Origin of the sequence: Jiangella alkaliphila, assembly GCF_900105925.1 — a bacterium.
Taxonomy (GTDB): Bacteria; Actinomycetota; Actinomycetes; order Jiangellales; family Jiangellaceae; genus Jiangella; species Jiangella alkaliphila.
Genome location: NZ_LT629791.1, coordinates 7,114,787 through 7,139,067 on the forward strand (window position 1 = coordinate 7,114,787; position 24,281 = coordinate 7,139,067).

31 protein-coding genes are annotated in these 24,281 nt (G+C 72.7%); 19 read left to right on the forward strand and 12 right to left on the reverse strand.

Features of this window, described 5'->3' with window-relative positions:
- Nucleotides 1-35: 35 nt before the first annotated feature.
- The 5 genes from BLV05_RS32745 to BLV05_RS38920 all read left to right on the forward strand — a co-directional run bounded on the left by BLV05_RS32745 (nucleotide 36) and on the right by BLV05_RS38920 (nucleotide 4,922).
- Nucleotides 36-1,472 carry an aldehyde dehydrogenase (NADP(+)) gene (locus BLV05_RS32745; RefSeq protein ID WP_082155598.1) on the forward strand — a complete coding sequence of 479 codons (1,437 nt, stop codon included), beginning with the start codon at nucleotides 36-38 and terminating at the stop codon, nucleotides 1,470-1,472.
- A gap of 77 nt (nucleotides 1,473-1,549) precedes the next feature.
- Entirely contained in the window at nucleotides 1,550-2,443 is an 894-nt protein-coding gene (locus BLV05_RS32750; RefSeq protein ID WP_046771130.1) for a dihydrodipicolinate synthase family protein, read from the forward strand.
- Between the two features lie 19 nt (nucleotides 2,444-2,462).
- Complete coding sequence (locus tag BLV05_RS32755; RefSeq protein WP_046771131.1) at nucleotides 2,463-3,464, forward strand: proline racemase family protein; 1,002 nt, start codon at nucleotides 2,463-2,465, stop codon at nucleotides 3,462-3,464.
- Nucleotides 3,465-3,544: 80 nt separating this feature from the next.
- On the forward strand, nucleotides 3,545-4,219 hold the full coding sequence (locus BLV05_RS32760; protein ID WP_046771132.1) for a GntR family transcriptional regulator: 675 nt from the start codon (nucleotides 3,545-3,547) through the stop codon (nucleotides 4,217-4,219).
- Between the two features lie 223 nt (nucleotides 4,220-4,442).
- Nucleotides 4,443-4,922, forward strand: coding sequence for a beta-L-arabinofuranosidase domain-containing protein (locus BLV05_RS38920; RefSeq protein WP_160312792.1), 480 nt, complete (start codon nucleotides 4,443-4,445; stop codon nucleotides 4,920-4,922).
- Here BLV05_RS38920 and BLV05_RS32770 read toward each other — a convergent pair.
- On the reverse strand, nucleotides 4,876-5,433 hold the full coding sequence (locus tag BLV05_RS32770) for an AAA family ATPase (RefSeq protein WP_046771133.1): 558 nt from the start codon (nucleotides 5,431-5,433) through the stop codon (nucleotides 4,876-4,878). The genes BLV05_RS38920 and BLV05_RS32770 overlap by 47 nt on opposite strands.
- Nucleotides 5,430-6,065, reverse strand: coding sequence for a TetR/AcrR family transcriptional regulator (locus BLV05_RS32775; RefSeq protein WP_052762868.1), 636 nt, complete (start codon nucleotides 6,063-6,065; stop codon nucleotides 5,430-5,432). Before BLV05_RS32775 ends, BLV05_RS32770 begins: the two co-directional genes overlap by 4 nt.
- Before the next feature lie 102 nt (nucleotides 6,066-6,167).
- Between BLV05_RS32775 and BLV05_RS32780 the strand changes: the two genes are divergently transcribed.
- The 4 genes from BLV05_RS32780 (at nucleotide 6,168) to BLV05_RS32795 (ending at nucleotide 8,740) form a co-directional block, all read left to right on the forward strand.
- Nucleotides 6,168-6,974, forward strand: a complete 807-nt coding sequence (locus tag BLV05_RS32780) for an alpha/beta fold hydrolase (RefSeq protein WP_046771134.1) — start codon at nucleotides 6,168-6,170, stop codon at nucleotides 6,972-6,974.
- 2 nt (nucleotides 6,975-6,976) lie between these two features.
- On the forward strand, nucleotides 6,977-7,543 hold the full coding sequence (locus tag BLV05_RS32785) for a dihydrofolate reductase family protein (protein WP_046771135.1): 567 nt from the start codon (nucleotides 6,977-6,979) through the stop codon (nucleotides 7,541-7,543).
- Between the two features lie 71 nt (nucleotides 7,544-7,614).
- On the forward strand, nucleotides 7,615-8,529 hold the full coding sequence (locus tag BLV05_RS32790; protein WP_157524382.1) for an IS982 family transposase: 915 nt from the start codon (nucleotides 7,615-7,617) through the stop codon (nucleotides 8,527-8,529).
- A gap of 31 nt (nucleotides 8,530-8,560) precedes the next feature.
- On the forward strand, nucleotides 8,561-8,740 hold the full coding sequence (locus tag BLV05_RS32795; protein ID WP_046772763.1) for a hypothetical protein: 180 nt from the start codon (nucleotides 8,561-8,563) through the stop codon (nucleotides 8,738-8,740).
- Here the strand turns inward: BLV05_RS32795 and BLV05_RS37365 are convergent.
- From BLV05_RS37365 to BLV05_RS32805, 3 genes are read right to left on the reverse strand one after another with little or no spacing between them, the layout of a single operon-like run.
- Nucleotides 8,737-9,117, reverse strand: coding sequence for a hypothetical protein (locus BLV05_RS37365; protein WP_197683444.1), 381 nt, complete (start codon nucleotides 9,115-9,117; stop codon nucleotides 8,737-8,739). The genes BLV05_RS32795 and BLV05_RS37365 overlap by 4 nt on opposite strands.
- Before the next feature lie 51 nt (nucleotides 9,118-9,168).
- Nucleotides 9,169-9,417, reverse strand: coding sequence for a hypothetical protein (locus tag BLV05_RS37370; RefSeq protein ID WP_197683445.1), 249 nt, complete (start codon nucleotides 9,415-9,417; stop codon nucleotides 9,169-9,171).
- Between the two features lie 11 nt (nucleotides 9,418-9,428).
- Nucleotides 9,429-10,649 (reverse strand): HNH endonuclease signature motif containing protein, encoded by a 1,221-nt coding sequence (locus tag BLV05_RS32805; RefSeq protein WP_063932658.1) that lies wholly within the window; start codon nucleotides 10,647-10,649, stop codon nucleotides 9,429-9,431.
- A 319-nt stretch (nucleotides 10,650-10,968) separates the two neighbouring features.
- On the opposite strand from BLV05_RS32805, the gene BLV05_RS32810 reads away from it, so the two are divergent.
- Both BLV05_RS32810 and BLV05_RS32815 read left to right on the forward strand, forming a co-directional pair.
- Entirely contained in the window at nucleotides 10,969-11,265 is a 297-nt protein-coding gene (locus BLV05_RS32810) for a hypothetical protein (protein ID WP_157524370.1), read from the forward strand.
- Entirely contained in the window at nucleotides 11,262-11,453 is a 192-nt protein-coding gene (locus BLV05_RS32815) for a helix-turn-helix transcriptional regulator (RefSeq protein WP_046772761.1), read from the forward strand. Before BLV05_RS32810 ends, BLV05_RS32815 begins: the two co-directional genes overlap by 4 nt.
- Nucleotides 11,454-11,460: 7 nt before the next feature.
- Here the strand turns inward: BLV05_RS32815 and BLV05_RS32820 are convergent, their stop codons facing one another.
- The 3 genes from BLV05_RS32820 to BLV05_RS32830 form a co-directional block, all read right to left on the reverse strand.
- A complete protein-coding gene (locus tag BLV05_RS32820; protein WP_046772760.1) occupies nucleotides 11,461-12,234 on the reverse strand; it encodes an SDR family NAD(P)-dependent oxidoreductase in 774 nt (257 codons plus the stop codon).
- An 86-nt stretch (nucleotides 12,235-12,320) separates the two neighbouring features.
- Nucleotides 12,321-13,433: a sensor histidine kinase gene (locus BLV05_RS32825; RefSeq protein WP_046772774.1), complete on the reverse strand. Its 1,113-nt coding sequence runs from the start codon at nucleotides 13,431-13,433 to the stop codon at nucleotides 12,321-12,323.
- On the reverse strand, nucleotides 13,430-14,119 hold the full coding sequence (locus BLV05_RS32830) for a response regulator transcription factor (protein WP_046772759.1): 690 nt from the start codon (nucleotides 14,117-14,119) through the stop codon (nucleotides 13,430-13,432). Before BLV05_RS32830 ends, BLV05_RS32825 begins: the two co-directional genes overlap by 4 nt.
- 162 nt (nucleotides 14,120-14,281) lie before the next feature.
- Between BLV05_RS32830 and BLV05_RS32835 the strand changes: the two genes are divergently transcribed.
- Nucleotides 14,282-14,875 (forward strand): hypothetical protein, encoded by a 594-nt coding sequence (locus BLV05_RS32835; protein WP_046772758.1) that lies wholly within the window; start codon nucleotides 14,282-14,284, stop codon nucleotides 14,873-14,875.
- Nucleotides 14,876-14,885: 10 nt separating this feature from the next.
- On the opposite strand, the gene BLV05_RS32840 is transcribed toward BLV05_RS32835, so the two are convergent.
- The 3 genes from BLV05_RS32840 to BLV05_RS32845 are packed head-to-tail and all read right to left on the reverse strand — an operon-like array spanning nucleotide 14,886 to nucleotide 16,773.
- Nucleotides 14,886-15,917, reverse strand: a complete 1,032-nt coding sequence (locus BLV05_RS32840; RefSeq protein ID WP_197683446.1) for an aminotransferase class V-fold PLP-dependent enzyme — start codon at nucleotides 15,915-15,917, stop codon at nucleotides 14,886-14,888.
- A 1-nt stretch (nucleotide 15,918) separates the two neighbouring features.
- Nucleotides 15,919-16,233, reverse strand: coding sequence for a hypothetical protein (locus tag BLV05_RS37375; protein ID WP_197683447.1), 315 nt, complete (start codon nucleotides 16,231-16,233; stop codon nucleotides 15,919-15,921).
- 39 nt (nucleotides 16,234-16,272) lie between these two features.
- Nucleotides 16,273-16,773, reverse strand: a complete 501-nt coding sequence (locus tag BLV05_RS32845; protein ID WP_046772757.1) for a MarR family winged helix-turn-helix transcriptional regulator — start codon at nucleotides 16,771-16,773, stop codon at nucleotides 16,273-16,275.
- Between the two features lie 109 nt (nucleotides 16,774-16,882).
- On the opposite strand from BLV05_RS32845, the gene BLV05_RS32850 reads away from it, so the two are divergent.
- The 6 genes from BLV05_RS32850 to BLV05_RS32875 are packed head-to-tail and all read left to right on the forward strand — an operon-like array spanning nucleotide 16,883 to nucleotide 21,620.
- A complete protein-coding gene (locus tag BLV05_RS32850) occupies nucleotides 16,883-17,752 on the forward strand; it encodes an NAD(P)H-binding protein (RefSeq protein WP_152691119.1) in 870 nt (289 codons plus the stop codon).
- Nucleotides 17,749-18,249: an NAD(P)-dependent oxidoreductase gene (locus BLV05_RS32855; RefSeq protein ID WP_046772755.1), complete on the forward strand. Its 501-nt coding sequence runs from the start codon at nucleotides 17,749-17,751 to the stop codon at nucleotides 18,247-18,249. The genes BLV05_RS32850 and BLV05_RS32855 overlap by 4 nt, the downstream gene beginning before the upstream one ends.
- Before the next feature lie 17 nt (nucleotides 18,250-18,266).
- Complete coding sequence (locus tag BLV05_RS32860) at nucleotides 18,267-19,142, forward strand: hypothetical protein (protein WP_046772754.1); 876 nt, start codon at nucleotides 18,267-18,269, stop codon at nucleotides 19,140-19,142.
- Nucleotides 19,143-19,182: 40 nt separating this feature from the next.
- Nucleotides 19,183-19,473 carry a hypothetical protein gene (locus BLV05_RS32865; RefSeq protein ID WP_052763170.1) on the forward strand — a complete coding sequence of 97 codons (291 nt, stop codon included), beginning with the start codon at nucleotides 19,183-19,185 and terminating at the stop codon, nucleotides 19,471-19,473.
- 57 nt (nucleotides 19,474-19,530) lie between these two features.
- Nucleotides 19,531-20,589: a haloalkane dehalogenase gene (locus tag BLV05_RS32870; RefSeq protein WP_082155829.1), complete on the forward strand. Its 1,059-nt coding sequence runs from the start codon at nucleotides 19,531-19,533 to the stop codon at nucleotides 20,587-20,589.
- Between the two features lie 14 nt (nucleotides 20,590-20,603).
- Nucleotides 20,604-21,620 (forward strand): hypothetical protein, encoded by a 1,017-nt coding sequence (locus BLV05_RS32875; RefSeq protein ID WP_152691118.1) that lies wholly within the window; start codon nucleotides 20,604-20,606, stop codon nucleotides 21,618-21,620.
- Here BLV05_RS32875 and BLV05_RS32880 read toward each other — a convergent pair.
- The gene (locus BLV05_RS32880; RefSeq protein WP_197683448.1) at nucleotides 21,617-22,801 is read right to left on the reverse strand and encodes an aminotransferase class V-fold PLP-dependent enzyme; all 1,185 of its coding nucleotides are present in this window, start codon (nucleotides 22,799-22,801) and stop codon (nucleotides 21,617-21,619) included. The two genes, BLV05_RS32875 and BLV05_RS32880, sit on opposite strands and share 4 nt — an antisense overlap.
- Nucleotides 22,802-22,905: 104 nt before the next feature.
- Between BLV05_RS32880 and BLV05_RS32885 the strand changes: the two genes are divergently transcribed.
- Complete coding sequence (locus BLV05_RS32885) at nucleotides 22,906-24,258, forward strand: alpha-L-fucosidase (RefSeq protein ID WP_046772753.1); 1,353 nt, start codon at nucleotides 22,906-22,908, stop codon at nucleotides 24,256-24,258.
- Nucleotides 24,259-24,281: the final 23 nt, after the last annotated feature.

Sequence of the window (24,281 nt, forward strand, 5' to 3'; positions counted from 1 at the left end):
CTGCCCCACCTGCACCGACCTGGGAAGGCTCATGCATGTCTGACGTCGATCACGCCGTCGGCGCGGCGGCCGAGGCCGCCGTGCCGTTCGAGCAGGCCGGCCGCGCCGGCCGGGCCGACGCCCTCGAGGCCGTCGCCGCCGCGCTCGAGGACGACCGCGACGCCATCGTCTCCACCGCCGACACCGAGACCGGGCTGGGCGCCACCCGGCTGAACGGCGAGCTGACCCGCACCACGTACCAGCTGCGGCTGTTCGGCGAGGTGCTGCGCGAGGGCTCGTACGTCGAGGCCACCGTCGACCACGCCGGCGACACCCCGATGGGCCCGAAGCCCGACCTGCGCCGCATGCTCGTGCCGGTCGGCGTCGTCGGCGTCTTCGGCGCCAGCAACTTCCCGCTCGCGTTCAGCGTGCCCGGCGGCGACACCGCGTCAGCACTGGCGGCCGGCTGCCCGGTCGTCGTCAAGGCGCACCCGTCGCACCCCGAGACCAGCCGGCGCACGTTCGCCGCCATGCGGGCCGGGCTGGCCGAGGCGAAGCTGCCCGAGGGCACGCTCGGCCTGATCGAGGGCCTCGAGGCCGGCGCCGCGCTGGTCCAGCACCCCGACGTGCGCGCTGTCGGCTTCACCGGCTCGACCCGCGGCGGCCGGGCGCTGGCCGACCTCGCCGCGGCGCGGCCGCGGCCGATCCCGTTCTACGGCGAGCTCGGCAGCCTGAACCCGCTGGTCGTGACGCCCGAGGTGGCGGCCGGCCGGGCCCAGGAGTTCGCCGCCGGCTACGTCGGCTCCATCACCATGGGCGTCGGCCAGTTCTGCACCAAGCCGGGGCTGCTGTTCGCGCCCGCGGGCGCCGGCGGCGACGAGCTGCGGGCCGCGCTGGGCGCGAAGCTCGCCGAGGTCCCGGCCGGCCGCATGCTCAACGACTCCATCCGCGACGCCTTCCAGCGCGAGACCGAGCGGCGGCGCGCCGACGCCCGGCTGCGCACGCTCGGTGACGGCCGGGGCGACGACCCCGCGCTCGGCCGCCCGGTGCTGCTCGCCGTCAGCGCCGCCGACCTCTCCGACGACCTGCTCGAAGAGACCTTCGGCCCGGCCGCGCTGGTCATCGAGTACCGCGACACCGACGAGCTGCTCGCCGCGCTGGACCGCCTCGAGGGCCAGCTGACCGCCACCGTGCACGCCGCCGACGACGAGACCGAGCTCGTCGATCGGCTGCACGCGACGCTGCGGCAGCGGGCCGGCCGGCTGCTGTTCGGCGGCTTCCCGACCGGCGTCGCCGTGACGTGGGCCATGCAGCACGGCGGGCCGTACCCGTCGGCCACCCTCAGCACGCACACCTCCGTCGGGCCGACGTCCATCCGCCGGTGGCTGCGCCCGATCGCCTACCAGAACGCCCCCGAACACGTCCTGCCGGAGGAACTGCGCGACGCGAATCCCGGTATTCCGCGACGAGTGGACGGCATTCTGCGCACGTAGTTTCGACGCCTGGCCCCGATCGTCCCCGTTCTCCACACTTGAGTGAAATGTTATATAGTATAGAAATGGAGCCTCACATGAACGGTCGTGAAAAGCCGTGGCACGGCGTTCTGGTTGCCACCCCGACGTTCTTCCGTGACGACCTGTCGGTCGACTACGACCGGTACGCCGAGCACGTGCGCTGGCTCGCAGACAACGGCATCGACGGCGTCTGCCCGAACGGCTCGCTCGGCGAGTACCAGGTGCTGACCCCCGAAGAGCGGTCCACCATGGTGAAGGTCGCCATCGAGAACGCCCCCGAGGGCTTCACGGTCATGCCCGGCGTCGGCGCCTACGGCTCCCGCGAGGCGCGCGGCTGGGCCGAGCAGGCCGCCGAGGCCGGCGCGCCGGTCGTCATGGCGCTCCCGCCGAACGCGTACCGCGGCGACGACCGCTCGGTCATCGAGCACTTCCGCGAGATCGCCAAGGTCGGCATCCCGGTGTCGGCCTACAACAACCCCATCGACACCAAGATCGACCTGAAGCCGGCGCTGCTGGCCGAGCTGTACAACGAGGGCCTCATCGTCGGCGTGAAGGAGTTCACCGGCGAGTCCCGCCGCTCGTACCAGATCAGGGAGCTGGCGCCGGACCTCGACATCCTCATCGGCACCGACGACTCCGTCGTCGAGGTCGGCCTGGCCGGCGCCAAGGGCTGGATCAGCGGCTACCCGAGCGTCTTCCCGCAGGCCTGCGCCCAGCTCTACCACGCGGTGCTGGCGCACGACCTCGACACCGCGCTGCCGCTGTACCGCGACCTGCACGCGCTGCTGCGCTGGGACTTCAACACCGAGTTCATCCAGGCCATCAAGCTGTCGATGGACGTCATCGGCCGCAACGGCGGACCGGTCCGGCCGCCGCGCCAGCCTATGCTGGCGGCCGACGCGGCGTCCGTGCGCGAGCTGACCGCCAAGGCCGCCGAGAAGTACTCCTGACGGCCGAGGGAGTTCGCCGATGCGGTCCAACCGGATCTTCCACACCGTGGAGTCCCACACCGAGGGCATGCCGACGCGCGTCGTCACCGGTGGCGTCGGCACCTTCCCCGGCGCCACCATGGAGGAGCGGCGCCAATGGTTCATCGCGCACTCCGACCACCTGCGCCGGCTGCTGATGTTCGAGCCGCGCGGGCACTCCGCCATGAGCGGCGCCATTCTCCAGCCCCCCATCCGGCCCGACGCCGACTGGGGGGTCGTCTACATCGAGGTGTCCGGCTGCCTGCCGATGTGCGGGCACGGCACCATCGGCGTCGCCACCGTGCTGGTCGAGACCGGCATGGTCGAGGTGAGCGAGCCCGTCACCACGATCCGGCTGGACACCCCGGCCGGCCTGGTGGTCTGCGAGGTTGCCGTCCGCGACGGCGCCGCCGAGTCCGTCACCATCCGCAACGTTCCCGCCTACACCGACCGCCTCGACGCGAAGGCCGACGTCCCCGGCTGGGGCACCGTCACCTACGACCTCGCCTACGGCGGCAATTTCTACGCCATCGTCGACGCCGGCCAGCTCGGCCTGCGTGTCGACGTCGCCCAGAAGGACCAGCTGCTCGCGGCCGGGCTGGCCATCATGGACGCCGTCAACGAGCACGACGCGCCGGTCCACCCGGAGAACCCGGAGATCAACGTCTGCCACCACGTCCAGCTGGTGGACCCCGGCTCGGACGCCCGCCGGTCGCGGCACGCCATGGCGATCCACCCCGGCTGGTTCGACCGCTCACCCTGCGGCACCGGCACGTCGGCGCGCATGGCCCAGCTCTTCACCCGTGGCGAACTCCCGCTCGACACCGACTTCGTCAACGAGTCGTTGATCGGCAGCCGATTCGTGGGCCGCCTCGTCGGCGAGTCGACCGTCGGAAACCTTCCCGCGGTGATACCTACAGTCACCGGACGCGCTTGGCTGACTGGAACGGCACAGTACTTCCTCGACCCGACGGATCCCTTTCCCGAGGGCTTTCTCCTTTAGGGTTGAAGAGGTGGGATATCTCGCACGAACGCGACGTCGCCGTGACGTTCGGCCGCCGTGCAACACCGGAGGGACCACAAATGGCTGAACTACGGCAGTTGGCGCTGCCGTCCTTCGCACGGCGGATGAGCGTCAGAGAAGAGGTCGCCGACGCATTGCGTGGCGCCATCGTGTCCGGCGAGATGAAGCCCGGGGAGCTGTACTCCGCCCCCGGACTCGCCGAGCGCTTCGGCATCTCCGCCACCCCCGTGCGCGAGGCGATGCTCGATCTCGTCAAGCAGGGCCTGGTCGAGGTCGTCCGCAACAAGGGCTTCAAGGTCACCGACATGTCGGAGACCGACCTCGACCAGATCACCCAGATCCGCGAGCTGCTCGAGCCGCCCATCGCGGCCCAGGCCGTCACGTCGATCTCCGCGCAGGAGCTGTCCCACCTGCGCAACCTCGCCTCGGCCATCGTCGACGCCGCCGCCGAGAGCGACTTGATCAGTTACATCGGCGCCGACCGCGAGTTCCACGTGCGGTTGCTCTCGGCCAGCGGCAACCAGCGCCTCGTCCGCATCGTCGAGGAACTGCGCGCCCAGACCCGCCTCTACGGCCTCTCGTCGCTCGCCTCGTCCGGTCAGCTGGTCGCCAGCGCCCGCGAACACCAGCGGATGTGCGACCTCATCGAGGCCGGCGAGGCGGAGCAGCTGCAGGAGCTGATGCGCACGCACATCGGCCACATCCGGCGCGAATGGGCCGGCCGGAAGGGCTGAGCGTGCCGTTGCAAGGTGAGAAGGCTCTCACGCGCGGCTTACCGGGGATTTAGCCGGCGGCAGCAGGCTGAAACCAGCGTCGGCGGTGACGACACGCCCGCCGGCGTCGGGTCCCCCCGGACACGAGGCCCGATCCGCCGGCCGAGCCCCCCTCGGCCGTGCGGTTCGGGCCTTGTGGCGTTCCGCTCCGCTCCCGTCGGCACCATGGCCCCCGGCAGTGCCGGTGCCGCGCCCGGCAGCGGCGACGACGCACGCACCCACCAGCAGCGGCCCGCTCGCCGTCCACCTGCGGGTGCCGTTCTGGGCAACGCGCGGCTCAACGGTGACGTTGAACGGCGCCGCCGTCGACGCCGCGGCCGAGCCGGGGACGTACCTGACACTGGACCGGACGTGGGCGCCGGGCGACCGCGTCGACATCTCGATGCCGTTCAGCCTGCGCACCGAGCAACGGCCCGCTCGTGCTGCCGGCGCTCAACCGGGCGCGGGACTGGCGGCAGTTCTCGTTCTACCCGCACCTCAAGCTCGACGGCGACAGCTTCCTCGACAAGGTCTGGGCGGCCGCGCCGTTCGGTGGCCACGGCGAGTTCGTCGCCCACGTCGAGCAGGTCGCGTCGGAGTGGCAGGCGGCCGGTTCACCCGCCGCGAGCGTCAGAACGTCATCGTGGCGGCCTCGCGTGCGCAGGCCGACCTCCGGGTGCGGTGACGGCGAGCAACCTGCGGTAGGTCTCGTCGACGGCGCCCTCGGGCGCCGGGACGACGATGGCGTGCGGGCGGTGCGGCAGCAGCGCGGTCAGGCGGTCGTAGAGCGCGACCACCTCGCCAGGCCCCGCCTGCGGCGCGTCGGCGGTCGTCCGGGCGCGGTCGGCGAACCGGCGCAGGACGGCCGCCTTCTCGTCCATCAGCACCAGCTCGTGGAACGCCGCCCCGGTCTCGTCCGCGACCGCTTCCAGCTGCTCCAGGAACTCCGGCCTGGCCACCAGTTGCGGCACGACGACGTCGTGACCCGCCGGCAGGTGCGTCCGCGCCGCCGCGAGGGCGACCGCCCGTGCCAGCAGCCCCGCCGCGCCCGGGTTCTCGCGCCAGCCGCCGACGAGGTCGCGGATCCGGTCGACGTCGAGGTTCAGGGTCAGCGGGTGCTCGGCGGCGTAGCGCGCGGCCAGCGTCGACTTGCCGACCGCGGGCGGGCCGTTGAGCACGATCAGCCGGGGCGTCACCGTCCGTAGGCGGCGAGGAAGACGTCGGCCGCGCGGTCGGCGAGGTACTCCAGCTCGTCCGGCGGCGACACGGCGGCGGTGCCGGCGAACATCATCCGGTTCATCGGCTTGTACATGACGAGGCCGGCGAGGTGGTAGGCGGCCAGCGTCGGGTCGTCCAGGTCGCGCAGCAGACCGCGGCCGGCCATCCGCTGCAGCGCCTCGCCCAGCAGCACGAGCGACGGGTGGAAGGCCCGCTCCCACCAGGTGCCGGAGACGTCCGGGAAACGATCCGCCTCGGCGATGACCAGCCGGCGCAGCTGCAGCACGTCGGGCCGGCTGAGGCTCTGCAGCAGCTGCCCGCCGACGTCGCGCAGCGCCGTGCGTACGTCGGTGGCGTCGTCGAGCGTCGCGTAGACCGCGGCGAGCCGGTCGCCGAGCGCGCCGGTGCGGCCGACGATGATCTCGGCGAACAGGTGCTCCTTGTCGGCGAACTGCTTGTAGACGGTCTGCTTCGAGACCGCGGCCTTGGCGGCCACCTCGTCCATGCTGGCGCCGATGTAGCCGTGCTGGAGGAACACCTCGGTGGCCGCCTCGAGGATGGCCCGCCGCTTGCGCGCCGTCCGCCCTTCCTCCACGTCGTCCAGAACCATGCTTGCTCCTCACTCCCGCGAACAGAGTACTAGACAGTTCCGTACTTGTGCGAGTACTGTACCGTCTAGTTCCAAGCCATCACCGAGATCGGGGAGCACGAGATGAGCACGATCACCTCCAAAGACGGCACCACCATCGCGTTCGACACCTACGGCACCGGCCGGCCGCTGATCATGATCGACGGCGCCACCGCCTACCCCGCGATCAACCCGCTGAACGCCGAGACCGGCCGGCTGCTGGCCGACGAGTTCACCACCTACGCCTACGACCGCCGCGGCCGCGGCAACAGCACCGACACCGCGCCGTACGCGATCGAGCGCGAGATCGAGGACCTCGCCGCGCTGATCGACCACGCCGGCGGCGGCCCGGCCGTCCTGTTCGGCTGGTCCTCCGGCGGCGTGCTGGCGCTCGACGCCGTCGCGGCGGGCCTGCCGGTCAGCCACCTCGCGGTGTTCGAGCCGCCGTTCGTCGTCGACGACATCCGCCCGCCGCTACCGTCGGACTACGTCGAGCGCCTCGACGCCGCCAACGCGGCCGGGCGCCCGGGCGACGCCGTCGACCTGTTCATGACGGCGGCCGCCGGCGCCTCCCCCGAGGACGTCGAGGGGCTGCACCAGAGCGACTTCTGGCCGGTCATGCTGGGCATCGCGCCCACCATCGCCTACGACGGCCGGATCATGGGCACCACGATGTCGGGCAACCCGCTGCCGGCCGACCGCTGGGCGTCGATCGACGTCCCCGTGCTGGTCATGCACGGTCTCGACACCTGGCCGGCGCTGATCCCCGGCCCGCGCGCACTGGCCGAGCTGCTGCCGACGGCGACGTTCAAGCCGGTGCCGGGCGAGAACCACGCCACCTCCGCCGACGTGCTCGCGCCGGTGCTGCGCGAGTTCGTGCAGGGGGCCTGATCATGGGTCGCATCGTGGTCACCGAGTTCATCAGCCTCGACGGGGTCGTGCAGGCGCCCGGCGGCGAGGACTTCAAGTACCAGAACTGGAGCTTCGACTTCGACAGCGGCGACGAGGGCGAGCAGTTCAAGACCGACGAGGCGCTCGCGGGCGAGGCGCTGCTGCTCGGCCGGGTGACGTACGACGGCTTCGCCTCCGCCTGGCCGAGCGAGGAGGGCGTCCTGGCCGACAAGCTGAACCGCATGCGCAAGTACGTCGTCTCCAGCACGCTCACCGACCCGACGTGGAACAACACGCAGGTAGTGCGCGGCGACGTCGCCACCGAGGTGGCGAAGCTCAAGGCCGAGGTCGACGGCGAGCTGCAGGTCGCCGGCAGCATCCGACTGGCGCAGGAACTGCTCGAGCACGACCTCGTCGACGGGCTGCACCTCATGACCTACCCGGTGCTGCTCGGCTACGGCCGCCGGCTGTTCGGCGAGACCACCGACCGGACTCGCTGGCGGCTCACCGAGTCGCGCACCGTCGGCGAGGGCGTCCTGATCACCCTGTTCGAGCGGGACCGCGCCTAGATGACCTATTCCAAGGGGTCGGGTGCGTGTCGTGAGGCAGTGGCATGGGCGAGGGTGTCCAAGATCGGTTTGTGAAGACAGACCTGGACACCCTCGCGACTGCACTGTACGTGACGGTCGATGACCTGTTGATCGAATCTCCGCACCGGTTGCCGTGGCGGCCGCGGGTGGGGATCGAACCGAAGATCAGCGACGCTGAGCTGGTCACGTTGGCGGTGATGCAGGCGCTGCTGGGCTTCACCTCCGAAGCGCGCTGGCTGCGTCATGCGCGCGCTCACCTGCGGCATTTGTTCCCGTGTTTGCCGCAGCAGCCCGGCTACAACAAGCGGCTGCGGCGGCTGGCCGACACGATCGGCTGGCTGGTCGGGGCGCTGGCCCGCGACACCAGCTTGTGGACCGATGACGTCTGGGTGGTCGATTCCACCCCGGTCGAATGCGGCCGGTCGAAGGAGACGGTGCAGCGTTCGGACCTGGCCGGGTGGGCAGAGTACGGCTACTGCGCCTCCCATTCCAGGTTCTTCTGGGGACTGCGGCTGCACCTGCTGTGCACGCTGCACGGGCTGCCGGTCGGGTTCGCCCTGACCGGCGCGAAGGCCGACGAACGCCAGACCCTGCTGGGCATGCTCGGCGCCGATCCCGACCTGAGCACCGCCCGCGTCGGGCAGGTCGTGATCGCGGACAAGAACTACTACGGCCGCCAGTTCGAAGCAGCGCTTGCCGAGGCCGGCCTGGACCTGCTGCGCCCGGCCCGCAAGGGCGAACGCCCACGCGCCGGAGTCCGCTTCTTCAAACCGTTGCGGCAGGTCATCGAGTCGATCAACGACACGTTCAAGGGCCAACTGGACCTGGAACGACACGGCGGGCACACCCCGACCGGGGTCTGGGTCCGCGTCGCGCAACGCGTCCTGGCACTGACCGCGGCGATCTGGCACAACGACCGCACCGGCCAACCGATCAAACGATCCCTTCTCGCATACGACCACTGACCCCTTGGAATAGGTCATCTAGGCTGTCGGCATGAGCGACGACCCGGTCGGCGTGGTGACGCGCTGGGAGGACGCGGGCGGCGAATGGCGCGTCGTCGCCCGCACGACCACCGGCGTCACCGTCGCCCTCTGCCGCTGCGACGGAGGCGAAGAGGTCGACCGGTTCACCTCGGCCGACCCGGCACTCCTGGCCTTCCTCGCCGGCGTCTAGCCGGGACCGCCGGTCATCGCGCGCAGCGGGCCGGCCAGCCGCTCGGCCAGGTCGGGATCGACGTGGGCGGCCTCGGTGAGCAGGGCCTCGGTCGCGACGGCGAAGGCGCGGCGCAGGCTGTCGTCGTCGAGGGCGCCGACCAGCGAGCCGAGCAGCGGATCCGTCGCCGACACAGGCAGGCCGTCGACGCCGCGGGCCTGGTGGGCGAGGAGGTCGTGACGCAGACAGGCGAGCGCGACCACCTGGTCGCGCAGCCCGTCGATCATGTACAGCGCCTGCCAGCCGTGGCCGCGCTCGATGCTGGACCGGGCGTGCAGCGCGTACAGCCAGCCCATCCCGACCAGCCCGCCGGCCTCCGGCGGAGCGGCGGCCGGCACGTCGCGCGCAGTTCCGAACAGCAGCCGGAACGTCGGGCGATGGCGCCGAACTCAGCGGCCGGGGCGAACGCGATGTCCACCTGCAACGTGCTGGCCAGCAGAAACACCCGGTAGATGGTGCCGCCGCGCGGGACGTCGAGGTGCGCCACGGCGCCGTGCCGCGAGGTGGATGTCGGACCAGCCGTCCTCGGCATCACGCGCCGCGGACCCGGTGAGCGCGGCGCCGTCGATACGATCGTCGGCCCGGGCGGCCGCGACCAGGGCGTCGCGCAGCGCGGTGCGCTCGTCACGGGTGAACACGAGCGCCCAGGCTAGCCGTGTGGCGGTGTCGATCGGTATCGGTGGCCGGTGGGCGTGGTGGTTTCGACGACATGCCGGCGGGGGTCGATGAGGTGGATGGACCAGCCGGGCATATGTCGGACGTAGTTGCCGCGTTCGCACACGCCGCGCCCATTGGTCGGCGTTGTCGCCCCGCCCGCGGCGTGGGGGCGGATGTGGTCGAGATGGCGGATCGGTGCATCGCAGAACGGGTCGCGGCAGGTCCGGTCGCGGTAGACGAGGAGCTTGGCCAGGGAACCGTCGAACCGGCGCCGCCGCGGGTCGCAGCCGGTGACGATGCCGGCGGCGGGGTCGGTGAACAGGCGGCGTACGAAGACTCGCGCCTGTTCCGTGTCGCACCCGCGGGCAATGGTGCGCGCCAGTTCGGCAGGGACAGGTCCGTAGTCGTCGAGATCGGCCGCGGTGTCGTCGCCGGCGAGCAGGGCGGCGTCGGTCATCACCAGGCCGATCTCGGCGGAGACGGCGTCGGCCGTGGCCTGGCCGGTGAGGCGTTCGACCAGGGTGTCGGCCATGATCTGGTCGCGGCTGCGTCCGTCGCCGGCGCCGACGAGCGTGTCGGCGTGGCGGCGCAGCGCCGCGTAGGCGGCCACGCCCTGCTCGCACGGCAGCAGCGCGGACAGCACCGCCATGGTGTCCGGTGCCGGCCGGATGCTCACCAGGCGGTCCTCGCGGGCCCGGCCGGCCCGCTGCACCGCGGCGCGAGGGTCGGCCTCGATCGCCAGCCGTCGCGCGGCCGCATGAGCTCGTTTCGGGCTGAGCGTGGGTAGCAGCCCGGCGAGCTGCTTGTCGACCAGTTGCCGGTCGTCTGCGGCGAGGTGGGAGGTCTCGGTCGCCACGATGGTGGCCACGTGTTCGGAGATCTCGCCGCGCTGCCACAGAGTGAAGGTGGCGGGCAGTTGTTCGATCAGCGCCCGTGCCTGGGTGACCTGGCGGGCTGCTGCTGCCGGGGAGACCCGGCGTGCCAGCCCGACCTGTTCGGGAACGCCGCGAGCGGCGTGCCGGGCCGGCACGCCCGTGGCCGTGTTCGCGGCCTCCTGTGAGGCGGCGAACTGCGTGATGATCTGCGCCTGGGCCGCGCCCGCGGCGGCCTTCAGCTTCTCCAGCGCCGCGATGACGTCGATGCGCTCGGCATCATCGACCACCGCCGAGGGCAGCGCGGCCAGCCGGTCCACCAGACCGGTCAGCTCATGCATCGCACCTCGATCGAACATACGTCCACACTATCGACCAGGACTGACAAGGTCGCCCGAGCGAGCGCGCCCGACGGCAGGTGCCAGATGAACACGAGGTTGGTGCCTTTCGCCGCGGCGGTGGCTTGAAAGAGTCAAGTGTGCTTGACACGATGAGGGCGGGTCAAGTCTACTTGACTCGACGACGGAGGGAGACGGGCCCGTGCAAGCACACAACGAGACCGCAAGCTATCGAGAGTCGAACAGGGCAAGCGCTCAGCTCGTGCTCTGGACCCTCGCCTGGGCGGCGACCCTTGCAGCGGCCAGGTTCGGCCCCGAGGTCGTGTGGGACGAGCGGCCGGCGGCGAGCTGGGCCGCGGTCGCGGTCAACGTTCTCGTCGGCATCACCTGGATCGTCACCTTCGCGCGCTTCCTCAGAGCACTCGACGACCTCCAGCGCAAGATCATGCAGGATGCGCTGGCGGTGACCCTCGGCGTGGGCTGGGTCGTCGGCTTCGCTTACGCCGTCGCCGACGCCGCCGGCCTCGTCACCCGCGACCTCGACCTCGCGCTCTTCCCCGCGATGCTGGGAGTCGTCTACGTGATCTCTTTTGTCATCGGCCGACTCAGGTACCGATGAAGAACCGCATCGCGGAACTCCGAGCCGAACGCTCTTGGACGCAAGCCGACCTGGCTCAACGCATCGGCGTGTCGCGACAGTCGATCAACGCGATCGAGACGGGGAAGTTCGACCCGAGCCTTCCGGTCGCGTTCCGTCTCGCCAAGCTGTTGAGCCTGACGATCGAGGACATCTTCACCGACGAGTAGCGGGACGTCAGCCGAACACCCAGCCGCCGTCGACGGTGAGGACCTGGCCGGTGACGAACGCGCTCTCGTCGCTCGCGAGGTAGACGAAGGCGCCGGCGAGGTCGTCGGCCGAGCCACGGCGCTTCAGCGCCTGGACGGCGGTGATCTGCTCGAACACCGCGTCGGGGTCGGGTTCGAGGGCCTCTTCGTGCTCGGTGCGGATGGCGCCGGGCATGACGGCGTTGACGCGGACGCCGTCGGGGCCGGACTCGCGGGCCAGCGCCCGGGTCAGCCCGATGATGCCGGCCTTGCTGGCGGTGTAGTGCAGCGCGCCGGCCTGCCCTGTGCGGGCCATGACGCTGCTGACGGTGATGATCGAGCCGCGCCCGCCGGCAACGAGGTCGGGGTAGGCGGCCCGGGCGAGCAGCCAGCTGCCGCGCAGGTTGACGGCGAAGACGCGGTCCCAGTCGGCGACGCTGATGTCGCGCCACGACGACTGCGCCGACAGCGCGGCGTTCGCGACGACGACGTCCAGCGGGCCGAGGTGCGCGCGGGCTCCGTCGACCAGCTCCTCGACGGCGTCCGGGTCGGCGAGGTCGGCGGACAGCGCGACGGCCTTGGTGCCTGCCGTGCGCAGCTCGGTCGCGAGGTCCTCGGCCAGGACGGCCATGTCGGGACGCGGTTCGTACCCGAGCGCGACGGACGCGCCCTCGGCGGCGAACGCCCGGGCCACCGCCGCGCCGATGCCGCGGGAGGCGCCCGTCACCAGCGCCACCCGCCCGGCCAGCCGACCCTCGTCCACTCGTCACCTATTTCAACAGGCGCAACGGTCGGTTCGAATTCTCAGACCGGGCGGCGACTATGTCAACCGGAACGGCCGGATTGTGGTCAGCCGGCCGGCAACCGGACCTCGAACCGGCAGCCGTCCGCCGTGTTCGCCGCCGTGACGGTGCCGCCGTGCGCCTCGACCAGGCCGCGGACGATCGCCAGCCCGAGCCCGGCGCCGCCGTCGCCCGGGGTACGGGCGGCGGACCCTCGCCAGCCGACGTCGAACACCCGGGCGAGTTCGCCGTCCGGGATGCCGCCGCAGCCGTCGCGGACGCTCAGCACCGCCGCGCCGCCGGCCGCCGACACCTCGACGGCGACCGCGCCGCCCGGCGGCGTGTGCTGGACCGCGTTCGTCAGCAGGTTACCGACCACGCGGGCCAGCCCGCGGACATCTCCGTGAACCGGCGGCGGCACCGAGCGGACCGCGCCGGTCACCGTCACGCCGCGGCCGGCCGCCAGCGCCGTCGCCCCCGCGAGCGCGTCGCTGACGACGTCGGGCAGCGGCACCGGCCCGTACGCGGGCGCCGCCTGGCCGGACTCCAGCCGGGCCAGCTCGAACAGGTCGTCGACCAGCCGGGTGACGCGGTCGGTCTGCTCGCGCAGCTGGCGGTGGTAGCGGTCCGGGTCGGCCGCGACGCCGTCCTCGAGCGCCTCGGCCATGGCCTTCAGCCCGGCCAGCGGCGAGCGAAGGTCGTGCGACACCCAGGCGACGAGGTCGCGGCGGGCCGCCTCCAGCTCCCGCTCCCGCCGCCGCGACTCCGCGAGCGCCGTCAGCGCCGCGTCCAGCTCACCGGCCAGGGCGCCCAGCTCCGTGCTCGCGGGGACGGCCGGACGGACGAACGCGCCGCCGCGGCCGAACCGGCGCACCGCCTCGGTCAGCTCGGCACTGCCGGCCACCAGCCGCCGGGCCAGCACCGTCGCCATCGCCAGCCCGACGACGGCCGCGACCAGCGCCGCGACGACCACGACCATGACGTCGTAGCCGGACACGAACATCGCCGCGCCGGCGCCGACCACCGCGACCACGATCGCGACCGGCCCGACCAGCACCGCGACCGCGACGCCGGTGCGGGCCGGCCGCCGCCGCAGCGCCGGCAGCAGCGCCAGCCCCGCGGCGCCCACCAGCCCGCCGTAGGCGGCGGCGATTGCCGCGACCACCAGCACGTCCCTCACGGCGACCGCTCCCACCGGTATCCGACGCCCCAGACGGTGACCAGGCGGCGCGGCTGGTCGGGGCGGTCCTCGAGCTTCTCGCGCAGGTGCCGCACGTGCACCGTCACCGTCGACTGGTCGCCGACCTCCCACCCCCAGACGTCGCGCAGCAGCTCGGCCCGGGTGAACGCCTGGCCGGCATGGACGAGCAGGTGGGCGAGCAGGTCGAACTCGCGGACGGTGAGCCGCACCTCGACGCCGCCGCGCGTCACCCGGCGGGCCCGCGGGTCCAGCTCGAGGTCGCCGTCGCGCAGCGGCTCGTGCCCCGCGCCGTCGCCGCTCCCCCGCCGCAGCACAGAACGGACCCGCAGCACCAGCTCGCGCGGGCTGAACGGCTTCGCGACGTAGTCGTCGGCGCCCAGCTCCAGGCCGTGGACGCGGTCGTGCTCGGCGCCGAGCGCGGTCAGCATGATCACCGGGACCGCGCCGGCCGCCCGGATCCGCCGGATCACCTCGCGGCCGTCGACGCCGGGCAGCATGAGGTCGAGCACCACCAGGTCGGGACGGCGCGCGGCGAACGCCCGCAGCCCGCTCTCGCCGTCGGCGGCGTGCTCGACGGTGTGCCCGGCGCGGCGCAGGTAGGCCACCACCACCTCGGCGACCGTGGCGTCGTCCTCGACGAGCAGGATGCGCCGCGCCGTCTCCATGGTCCGGAGTCTAGGCCGGGCCGATGGCCGCGGCGGTCGCCGTAAGACATCCGTAAGCACTGGTCAGCGCGGATCTTAGGGGGTTCTTACCGGTCCGCCCCGGCACCTGCGGCGGCCACTAGGACTGGACCGACCCCATCGATCCGACCCCAGGGAGCGACCATGTCCGTGACCACCCTCCGCCGCCTCGGCGGGCTCGCCGGCCTGCTGTGCGGCCTCGCGCTCTGCTTCAACGCCGCCCGCCGCGGCGAGCTCGTCCCGTCGACCGAGTTCACCCGGGCGCTCGCGCCGCTGGCGCAACTGTTCGGGCTGTTCCTGCTGACGACCTTGTACGTGCGGGTCCGGGCGGCGACCGGCCGCACCGGGCTGGTGGGCTACGTGCTCAACTCTGTGGGCCTGGCCGGGCTGGTCGGTGCGGAGTACATCGTCAACTTCGTCTTCCCGTACCTGTCCGACGACGAGGTGCAGGGCTTCGTCGACGGGCCGGCCGGGACGATGTTCACCGTCACCCAGGTGGTGTTCCTCACCGGCGTGCTGGTGTTCGTGGTGGCGCTGCTGCGCTCGCGGCTGGTGCCGGCGCCGGGCGTGCTGCTCTACGGGATCGGCGCGGTCCCGATCGGGCTGCGCGGCGTGCTGCCCGACGTGACGCTGTACCCGGGCCTGGTGCTCGCCGCTCTCGGCGCTGCCTGGCTGGGCTGGGCGCTGTGGTCAGGTGCGGACGTCGAGCGCCCGGCCTCGCGGGCGGCGGCGTACTGACGGCAGTCGGCTAACGGGCGAGGTCGGCGACCGCCTCGACGGCGGCGTCGACCTGGTCCGGGGTCGTGACGATGCTGGTGCCGAACCGGACGTACGCCTCGCGGTACGGCGTCACCGACGCGACGATGCGCTGGTCGAGCAGCCGCTCGACGACCTCGAACGGGTCGCGGCCGGAGACCTCGACGCAGACCAGGCCGGCGGACAGCTCCGGGTCGCGCGGCGTGACCAGCCGGACGCCGCCGACCTCGGCGAGGCCGTCCTTGAGCCGGGTGGCCAGCTCCGCGGTGCGGGCGGCGACCCGGTCCGGCCCGATGGCCTGGTGGAACGCGAATGCCTCGGCGGCGGCCCAGCGATGCTCGAACGCCTGGTAGCCGCCGGGCGTGTTGCCGGCGCCGAACGGGCTGGGCTGGTCGTCGCCGGTGAGCCAGTTGCCGAAGCTGGGCGCGGTGAACGACGGGATGATGGGCGCGACCGCGGCGCCGGCGGCGGCCGACGCCCAGACGAGGCCGGTGCCGCGCGGGCCGAACAGCCACTTGTGCGTGCCCGACACGAACACGTCGCAGCCCAGGTCTCCGGGGCGCGCGGCGTCGGCGCCCAGCCCGTGGACGGCGTCGAGCACCAGGACCGCGCGGTCTGCCTCGGCCCGGCCGGCGTTGGCCGCGGCGACGGCGTCGGCGATGCCGCGCACCGGCAGCTTCACGCCGGTGCTCGAGTGCACCCACGTCAGCGCGACGACCCGGGTCTCCGGCCGGAGCGCGGCGGCCACCCGGCCGGTGACGTCGTCAGCACTCACCGTGGCGGGGTCGTCGTAGAGCGGGATCTGCTCGACCTCGGCGCCGCTGCGGGCGGCGGCCAGCCTGAGCGCCTCGTGGGTCGCGTAGAAGTCGTGCGTCGTGGTGAGGACGTGGTCGCCGGGCCGCAGCGCGAGCCCGTGGTAGACGAGGGCGAGGCCCATCGTCGTGCTGCCGGTCAGCGCCAGCTCGGCCGGGTCGACGCCGAGGTACACGGCCGCGGCGGCCCGCACCTCGTCGTCGCGCTCCACCTCACCGGCGACGGTGGCCGCCCGGGTCGGCGTCGAACGCGTCGCGCCACCGCTCGACGGCGGCCCGCACCGGCGCCGGGTGGCTGGCCAGCACGTAGGCGGCGAAGTGTGCGAGCTCGGGGTCGAGGGCGAACTGGGCACGCACCACGTCCCAGTCGGAGAGGTCCAGGTCCTCCAGCGGCGGCGGTGACGTCGCGGCGGCCGGCTCGTCCCCGTCGTCGCCGGATGAGCAGCCGGCCAGCAGCGCCGGAGCGCCCGCGGCCAGCAGCGCGCCGCCGGCCAGCACCGATCGTCGCCGCAGCCGCGCGTCCGCCATGGCCGGACGCTACACCGGCGAGGGTGGCCGGAACAGGGCTCAGCGGCCGTCCTCGACGAGGGCCTCGGTGGCGACCCGGCCGGCGTCGGCCGTGCGCCGGAGGAAGTCGGCGAGCAGCTCCAGGTCGTCCGGGGTGTAGTCGGCGAGCAGGCCGTCCATCGCGCTGTTCATGCCGGCGAACTTGCCGAACAGCTCGGGGTTGCGCTCGCGGCGGGCGCGGACGATGACGGCCCGACGGTCGGCGGGGTCACGCTCACGGGCGATCCACTCGCCCCGTTCGAGGCGGTCGAGGACGCCGGTCAACGTGGCGGCGTGCAGGCCAGTGCGCCGCGCCAGCGCGCTGGGGCTCAGCGGACCGTGGCGCTTGATGACGTCGAGGCAGTCGAAGTCGGTGTCGCGGAGGTCGAAGGACGCGCTGATCTGATGGTTCAGCAGGGACAGCTGGACGCTCAGCTCGCGCATCGACTCCTTGATCGCCGCACCCGACCGGCGCCGCCGGCGGCGCGCGGCGGCAGCGTCGTCACCGGCCGTGATGGTCATCTACGCACGATATCGCAGCCCGGACTGTGACGCCTCTCATAAGGTACGGAACTCAAAGTAGATGTTACGGTTCTCGTATTATACGAGTTGTTGAGTAATCGAGGAGACCATCATGATCCTGGTGACCGGAGCGACCGGAAGGGTCGGACGCCCCCTGATCAACCTGCTGCGCATCGCGGGCGCCGGCGTGCGTGCAGTCAGCCGCGACGCGACGGAGGCCGAGCTGCCGGCGGGCGTCGAGGTCGTCGAGGGCGACCCGTCCCGGCCGGACACCGTCGCGGATGCACTGGACGGCGTCACGTCGCTGTTCCTGCATCCCCGCGCCGTGGGCGACGGCGCAGCCGACCTCGTGGACCTGGCCCGGCGAAGGGGGGTGCGGCGGGTCGTGGCGCTGGCGGCGATCAACATCGACGACGACCCGTCCGAGCAGCCGTCGCGGCTGGCCGGCGATCGTAACCGGGAGGCCGAAGAGGCCGCCGCCGGCAGCGGGTTGGAGTGGACCAGCCTCCGTCCCAGCTTCTTCGCCGCCAACGCGATCACCATGTGGGGCGCTCAGATCCGAGCCGGCGACGTCGTCCGTTACGCGTATCCGGATGTCAGCGAATCGCCGATCCACGAGCACGACATCGCGAGCGTCGCCGTGCATGCCCTGCTCACCGACGATCTCGTCGGCCGGCGGGTGGAGTTGACCGGACCCCAGACGCTCACCCACGCCGAGATGGTCGGCGTCATCGGCGACGTCCTCGGCCGGCCGTTGCGCTACGAGGAGCTCGACCCCGGCGTCGCCGCCGAGCGCATGGTCGCGCACGGCCTGCCCGAGCCGTTCGTCACCGCGCTGCTGGCCAGGTACGCCCGGATCGCCGGCACCCGGCAGCCGCCCTCTGACGACGTCGAGAAGGTTCTCGGCCGGCCTGCGGTCGCCTTCGCCCAGTGGGTCGCGGACCACGCCGCCGCCTTCACGTTCGAGGATCGCCGATGAAGCTCACCGTCGTCGCCGCCACCGGCGGGGTCGGCCGGCACGTCCTCGAGCAGGCCGTCGACGCCGGCCACGACGTCACCGCGATCGTGCGCAACCCCGCCGGACTCACGCGCCCGGTCCGCACCGAGGTCGCCGACCTGGCCGCACCCGACGCCGCGGCGCTCGAGTCGGCGGTCGCGGGCGTCGGGCTGACGAAGGATGCCGGGGCGGGGATCTTCATCCGGTACGTGGTGACGCCGCTGTCGAATCGGTTCATGGGCCGGCACTACGCCGACGTCGCGCTGATGGAGGACCTCCTGCGCGGCAGCGGTCTGGAGTGGACCGCGGTCGGTCTGCCGTTGCTGACCGACAAGCCGCCGACCGGCCGCTACCGCACGGCCTACGGCCAGAGCGTCCGCCGCGGCCTGCGCATCTCCCGCGCGGACGCCGCCGGGTTTCTGCTCCACGCCGTCGACCAGCCCGTCACGTTCGGGCAGACCGTCGCCGTCGCGTACTGATGCGAAACGGAGTCACCATGCGAATCGTCCACCACCTCGCCCTGGGGCTGATCCTGACCTTCTCCCTGTCGGCCGCCGGCCTCACGGCCGGTGGTGCGGGGCCCGAGCCCGCCGCGGCGCCCGGTGCCGCTCCCGACGTCGCAAGCCACCTGGGGCGATGGAACTACGACCAGCCTGACCGCGACCGCGGCATCAACATCGCCGAACTGCGGTGTCCGGCCGCGGAACCCGGCTGTGCGAGCCCGTTCCCGCACGTGCCGGCGGGATCGGTCGTCTCGCTACCGCAGGTCGGCGGCATCGTCCTCACCCAGGCCGCCAACGGCACCGTCATCGGCCGCACCGACCAGGGCTGCACCTGGCAGTTCGTGGCCCGCCAGCGATCGCTCGAACTGCACCCGGCGCCGCAGTACTGCCTCAACCCCACCATCCGATCCGGCTACACCCTGACGTCATGGACGATCACCGCGGCCGGGCGGCGAGCGGAGGAGGCCATCACCGGAATCAGCCACCACCCCAGCGGCGACTACGAGTTCGCTCTCGACAACGGCAGGCGGACCAGGGCGGAGGACCGCAGCGCGCCGGACCCCGCGAGGCGGTTCGTCGGAACGTGGACCTACGACTCAGCGGATCCCGCGGCGAACGTCAACGTCGGCATCCTGCGAACCGCCGGCTCGGACGGCGCCGTCCAGGTGCGATCCGAGCCGCAGACCGGGTCCGTCACCGTCACCTCCGAGCGTCCCGGCGCCCTGTCCGTTCACACGCGCGACGGCTGCCGGTGGACGTTCGCGGTCAGCGGGAACACGGCCGTGCTCGACCCCGCCGGCCAGACCTGCCGGGTCGCCGGCAGCACGACGGGGTCACCTCGACCTACGTGCTCACTGGCGGGGCGCTGACCCTGCGATGACCAGTACTGTCGCCACAGTCGCACGCGGCGTGAGCCTGCTGTTCGCGGGACTCTTCGCCGGCTTCCTGCTGGCAGTCCTCGTGCTCGAGACCAGCCTGCGTGCGTTCGACGCGAGCGTCTACACGCAGGTCCGTCAGGTGGAGCTCGACCGGCTCGACGCTCTGGCCTCCGCGACCCTCCTTCCGGCGCTGGCCGCCACGGTGGTGCTCGTCGTCGCCGAACGCGGGCGCGGTACCTGCGTGACCGCTGGCAGATCGCCCACTCCGCGCGGACGGTGGCCGCCGCGTCGGCGTTCGCGTGCCTTGCCCTGGCCGCACTGACCCGCCGGCCCGACCGACGTCACGACCACACCACGACCACGAACTGAGGAGAACGTCATGACCGAGATCGACCGCAGGAGGCTGCTCGCGGGGACGGCCGCCGGGGCTGCCGGAACGCTGGCCGCCGCATCGACCCACCCAGCGGCCGCTGCCCACCCGCAGCCCGGAGCGAAGGTGCTCCGGACCCCCGAGCGTCGCTTCGCCGGCCTGCCGGACTACCCGTTCGAACCGCACTACCTCCGGGTCGGGCTCGGCGACGGCTCGCGCACCACGGTGCGCATGCACTACCTCGACGAACGGCCGGCGTGGCCGGTCCGAGCGTCCGGGGAGACGATCCTGCTGCTGCACGGCAACCCGTCGTGGAGCTACCTGTACCGTCACGTCATCCCGCCCCTGGTGGCGGCGGGGCACCGGTGCGTGGCGCTGGACCTCGTCGGCATGGGGAAGTCCGACAAGCCCACCGACCGCTTCCGCTACACGTACCAGCAGCACCTGGACTGGCTCACCGAAGCCGTGTTCGAGCGGCTGGACCTGCGCGACGTCACGATGGTCTGCCACGACTGGGGCGGCACGCTCGGCCTGCGGCTGCTGGCCGAGCACCCGCACCGGTTCCGCCGGGTCGTGGCGATGAACACCGGCTTGAAGACAGGCCGCGAGGACCTGCCCGCCGAGGGCTGGATGCACCTCGCCACCTGGCTGCAGTTCACCCAGCGCACCAACCCGCTCATCCTGTCCGACGTCGTGGCCGACTTCACGACGTCGGAGCTCGATCCGGCCGTCCTGGCCGCCTACGACGCGCCGTTCCCGGACGACCGCTACCAGCACGGCGCCCGCCGGTTCGCCGTGCTCATCCCGCTCACCCCGCACGACGAGGCCACGCCGGCGTTCGAGGCGGCGTGGGAGGTGCTCGAGACGCTGGAGCTCCCGTTCCTGTGCGTGTTCGGCGAGGACGACCACGTCACCGGCGGCCGGCACGAGGCGTTGAGCGGCCGCATCCCGGGCGCCGCCGGCCAGCCCCACACCGTCCTCACCGACGCGCACCACTTCCTGCAAGAGGACAAGCCCGACGAGGTGGCGGCGGCCATCGACGACTTCATCCGCCGCACCCGGCCCTGACCAGAAGGAGCACCATGGAACTCGACCAGCTCACCACCGAAGATCCCGCGACGGCCGGCCCGGGTGATCAGCCCGCCGGACCGACCAGCTGGCGGCGCGTCATCGGCTTCGGGTTCGGCTTCGCCGTGCTCGTCGGCGTGCTCGTGACGGCGTTCGCGTGGCCGCCGGCCGAGTCGGCGCCGCGCGACGTGCCTGTCGCCGTCGTCGGCTCCGCGGCCGCCGCCGACCAGCTCGAGCGGCAGCTCGACGAGGCCATGCCGGGCGCCCTGGACCTGCGGAGCGCACCGGACGCCGACGCCGCCCGACGACTCATCGAGGAGCGCGAGGTCTACGGCGCGATCGTCCTCGAGCCCGCCGGCCCACCCCGGCTGCTGACCGCCTCGGCGGGCAGCCCGGTCGTCGCGCAACTGCTGGCCGGCATCGCCTCCCCGGAGTCGGCGCCGGCGGTCGAGGACGTCGTCCCGCTGCCCGACGACGACCCTCGCGGCTCCGCCTTCACCGCGGCCGCGCTGCCGATGGTGCTCGGCGGCATGGTCGTCGGCATCCTGATGTCGTTCCTGGTGACGGGCGTGTGGCGACGGGTGGCCGGCGCACTGGTCGCGGCCATGGCCGCCGGCGGGGTCGTGACGCTGGTCGCGCAGGCCTGGCTCGGCGCCCTCGGCGGCAGTGCCTGGGCCAACGCCGGGGCGATCGCGCTGATCGTCGCCGCGATCTCCTTGACCATCACCGGCCTGGTGGCGCTCCTCGGACCGGCCGGCATCGGCCTCGGTGCTGTCATCATGTTCCTGGTCGGCAACTCGATCTCCGGCGTCTCGTCGGCACCTGAGCTGCTGCCGACCGGGTGGGGAGCGCTCGGCCAGGCGCTTCCGGCCGGTGCGGGCGGCACGCTGTTGCGGTCGACGTCGTACTTCGACGGCGCCGCCGCCGGCGGCCCGGTGCTGGTGCTCGCCGCCTGGGCGGTCGCCGGTCTGGCGCTCGTCGCGCTCGGCCGGCGCGTGCGCCCGTCGGCCCACCACGCACTGGCGGGCTAAAACAGGACGGGAAGCCGGGCGGCGAGCAGCTCGTAGTCGCCCGGCCCGTTGTAGGCGTGCGCCGACAGCCGGAGGAACGCCTGCCCGGCGTGGACGGTGACGTTGACCTCGGCGCCCGCCTCGCGGGCGATCCGCCGGCGCAGCGCCTCCTCGGCCGCCTTGTCCTCGACGCGGACGGACGGCGGCAGCGCCACCAGGCGCATGGTCGCGGCGGGGGCCGCCAGTTCCGGCACCTCGCCGCCGGCCGCATTGGCCACCTCGTCGGCACCGTCGGCCAGCATCGCCGACACCGCCGCACGGGCGGCCGGCCAGTCCAGCTCGTCCAGCATGTCCAGAGCCGCACCGGCCGCCAGCCACGGCACGTAGTCCGCCGTCGCCTGCCAGTCGAACCGCTCGGGCAGCGACGCCTGCTCGGACCACGACACCACCAGCGGCATCGTCCGCGACCGCCACCGCGGGGCGACGACGAGGCCGGCGGTGCCGCGCGGGGCGCAGGCCCACTTGTGGAAGTTGCCGGCCCAGAAGTCCGCGCCCTCCGGCACCGGCAAAGGAACCAGGCCGGGACCGTGCGCGCCGTCGACGATGACCGGGACGCCGGCCGACCGGCACAGCTCGATCAGCCGCGCCACCGGGAAGACGGTCGCCGTCGCGGACGTCACCTGGTCGACCAGCACGACGGAAGCGCCGGACACGGCCGGCGCCAGCAGCGCCACCACCTCGTCGGGCGACGCCGTCAGCGGCACGGGCACCTCGACGACGGTCGCGCCGCGCAGCCGGGCGAACCGCTCGGCCGCGAACCGCACTGCGCCGTAGCAGTGCGACGTGACGACGATGCGCCCGCCGGGCGGCACGTCCACCGCCGTCAGCGCGACCGTCACGCCCGCGCTCACGTTCGGGACCAGCGCGAACCCGGCCTCGTCGGCGCCCACCCACGCGGCCAGCCGGCGCCGCGCCGCCGCCACCCGGTCGGGCAGCGCCCGGAACCACGCCGCCGGGTTCGCCTCGCTCTCCGCCCGCAGCCGCGCCGCCGCCTCCTGCGCGGCCCGCGGGACCGCGCCCCACGAGCCGTGGTTGAGGTGGAGGACGGCGGGGTCGAGGGTCCACAGGTCAGGCCGGGGCCGCCACGCGGGTCTATTTGAGACTGACGTCAGACCTTGCGGTCGGCAGTCACTCGAAGTCACCGCCCCATCCTTCCCGCGACTCCCGGGGTCCGGAAAATCCACTCTTGACCCACATCCTGTTTCCTCTACCCTATAGGAAACACGCGCCTCGAAGAGGAGACTCGATGCCCGACCCCATCAGCAGCATCGTCCGCGAACCGGCGCGGATCCCCGGTGGCGAGTGGTTCACCGGAGCCGGCCTGGGCATCTTCGTCCACTGGGACCACGCCAGCCAGCAGGGCATCGAGATCTCCTGGCCGCTGGTCGGGCGCTCGATCATCCCGGGGGTCGACGTGCCGGAGGACCCAGTGACGGTGGAGCAGTACCAGTCCAGCGCCCCGATGTTCGACCCGCGGCAGTGGGACGCGTCGACGCTGGCAAAGCTCGCCAAGAACGCCGGCGCCACCTACGTCGTGTTCACCACCCGCCACCACGCGGGCTACTCGATGTTCCACACCAAGCACTCCGACTTCGGCGTCGAGCACGGCCCGTTCGGCCGCGACATCGTGCGCGAGTACGTCGACGCCGTCCGGGCCGAGGGACTGCGGGTCGGCTTCTACTACAGCCTCTCCGACTGGCACCACCCCGACTACCCCGCGTTCGCCGACACCGACCGTCCCTACCCGGCCGAGCACTGGCCGGCGGCCGGGCGCCCGGAGAACGCCGGCCTGCCGGTCGCCACCGACCGGCACCGCCGCTCCAGCCCTGAGCAGTGGGCCCGCTACCTCGACTACCTGCGCGGCCAGCTCACCGAGCTGCTCACGAACTACGGCACCATCGACCTGCTCTGGTTCGACGGCGAGTGGGAGCGCTCGCCCGAGGAGTGGGACTCCGCCGGCCTGCGCGCGCTGATCAAGAGCCTGCAGCCTGACGTCGTCATCAACGAGCGGCTGCCCGAGCAGGGTGACTACAAGACGCCGGAGCAGGCGTTCCCGCTGACCGCGCCGGAGGGTCCGTGGGAGCTGTGCCTGACGATCGGCCAGATGTGGGGCTACCGCCCCGGCGACACGAAGAACAAGTCCGCGCGCTCGCTCGCGGTCAGCCTCGTCGAGGTCGTCAGCCGGGGCGGCAACCTGCTGCTCAACGTCGGACCGCGCGGCGACGGCAGCCTGGTCGAGGCGCAGGCCGAGCGGCTGGGCCAGCTCGGCGACTGGCTCGCCACGCACTCCGAGGCGGTCGTCGGCACCGCCCCGGCCACCGGCGTCGACTTCTACGGGCCCACCACGGCCCGCGACGGCGTCGTCTACCTGCACCTGGTGAACCGGCCGGTCGAGGAGATCGTCGTGCGCGGGCTGCCCGTGCGCCGCGTCACCGGCGTCCGGCTGGTCGGCACCGGCGCGGCGCTGCCCTACGAGGTGGCGTTCGAGGTGCACGAGGTGAGCGGCGACGACACCGCCGAGCCGCTCGGTGAGATCCGCATCGCCGCTCCCGAGCCGACCGGCGCGCTCGTCGACGTCGTCGCGGTGGAGTTCGAGTGACCATCGACTTCCAACGGAGGAAG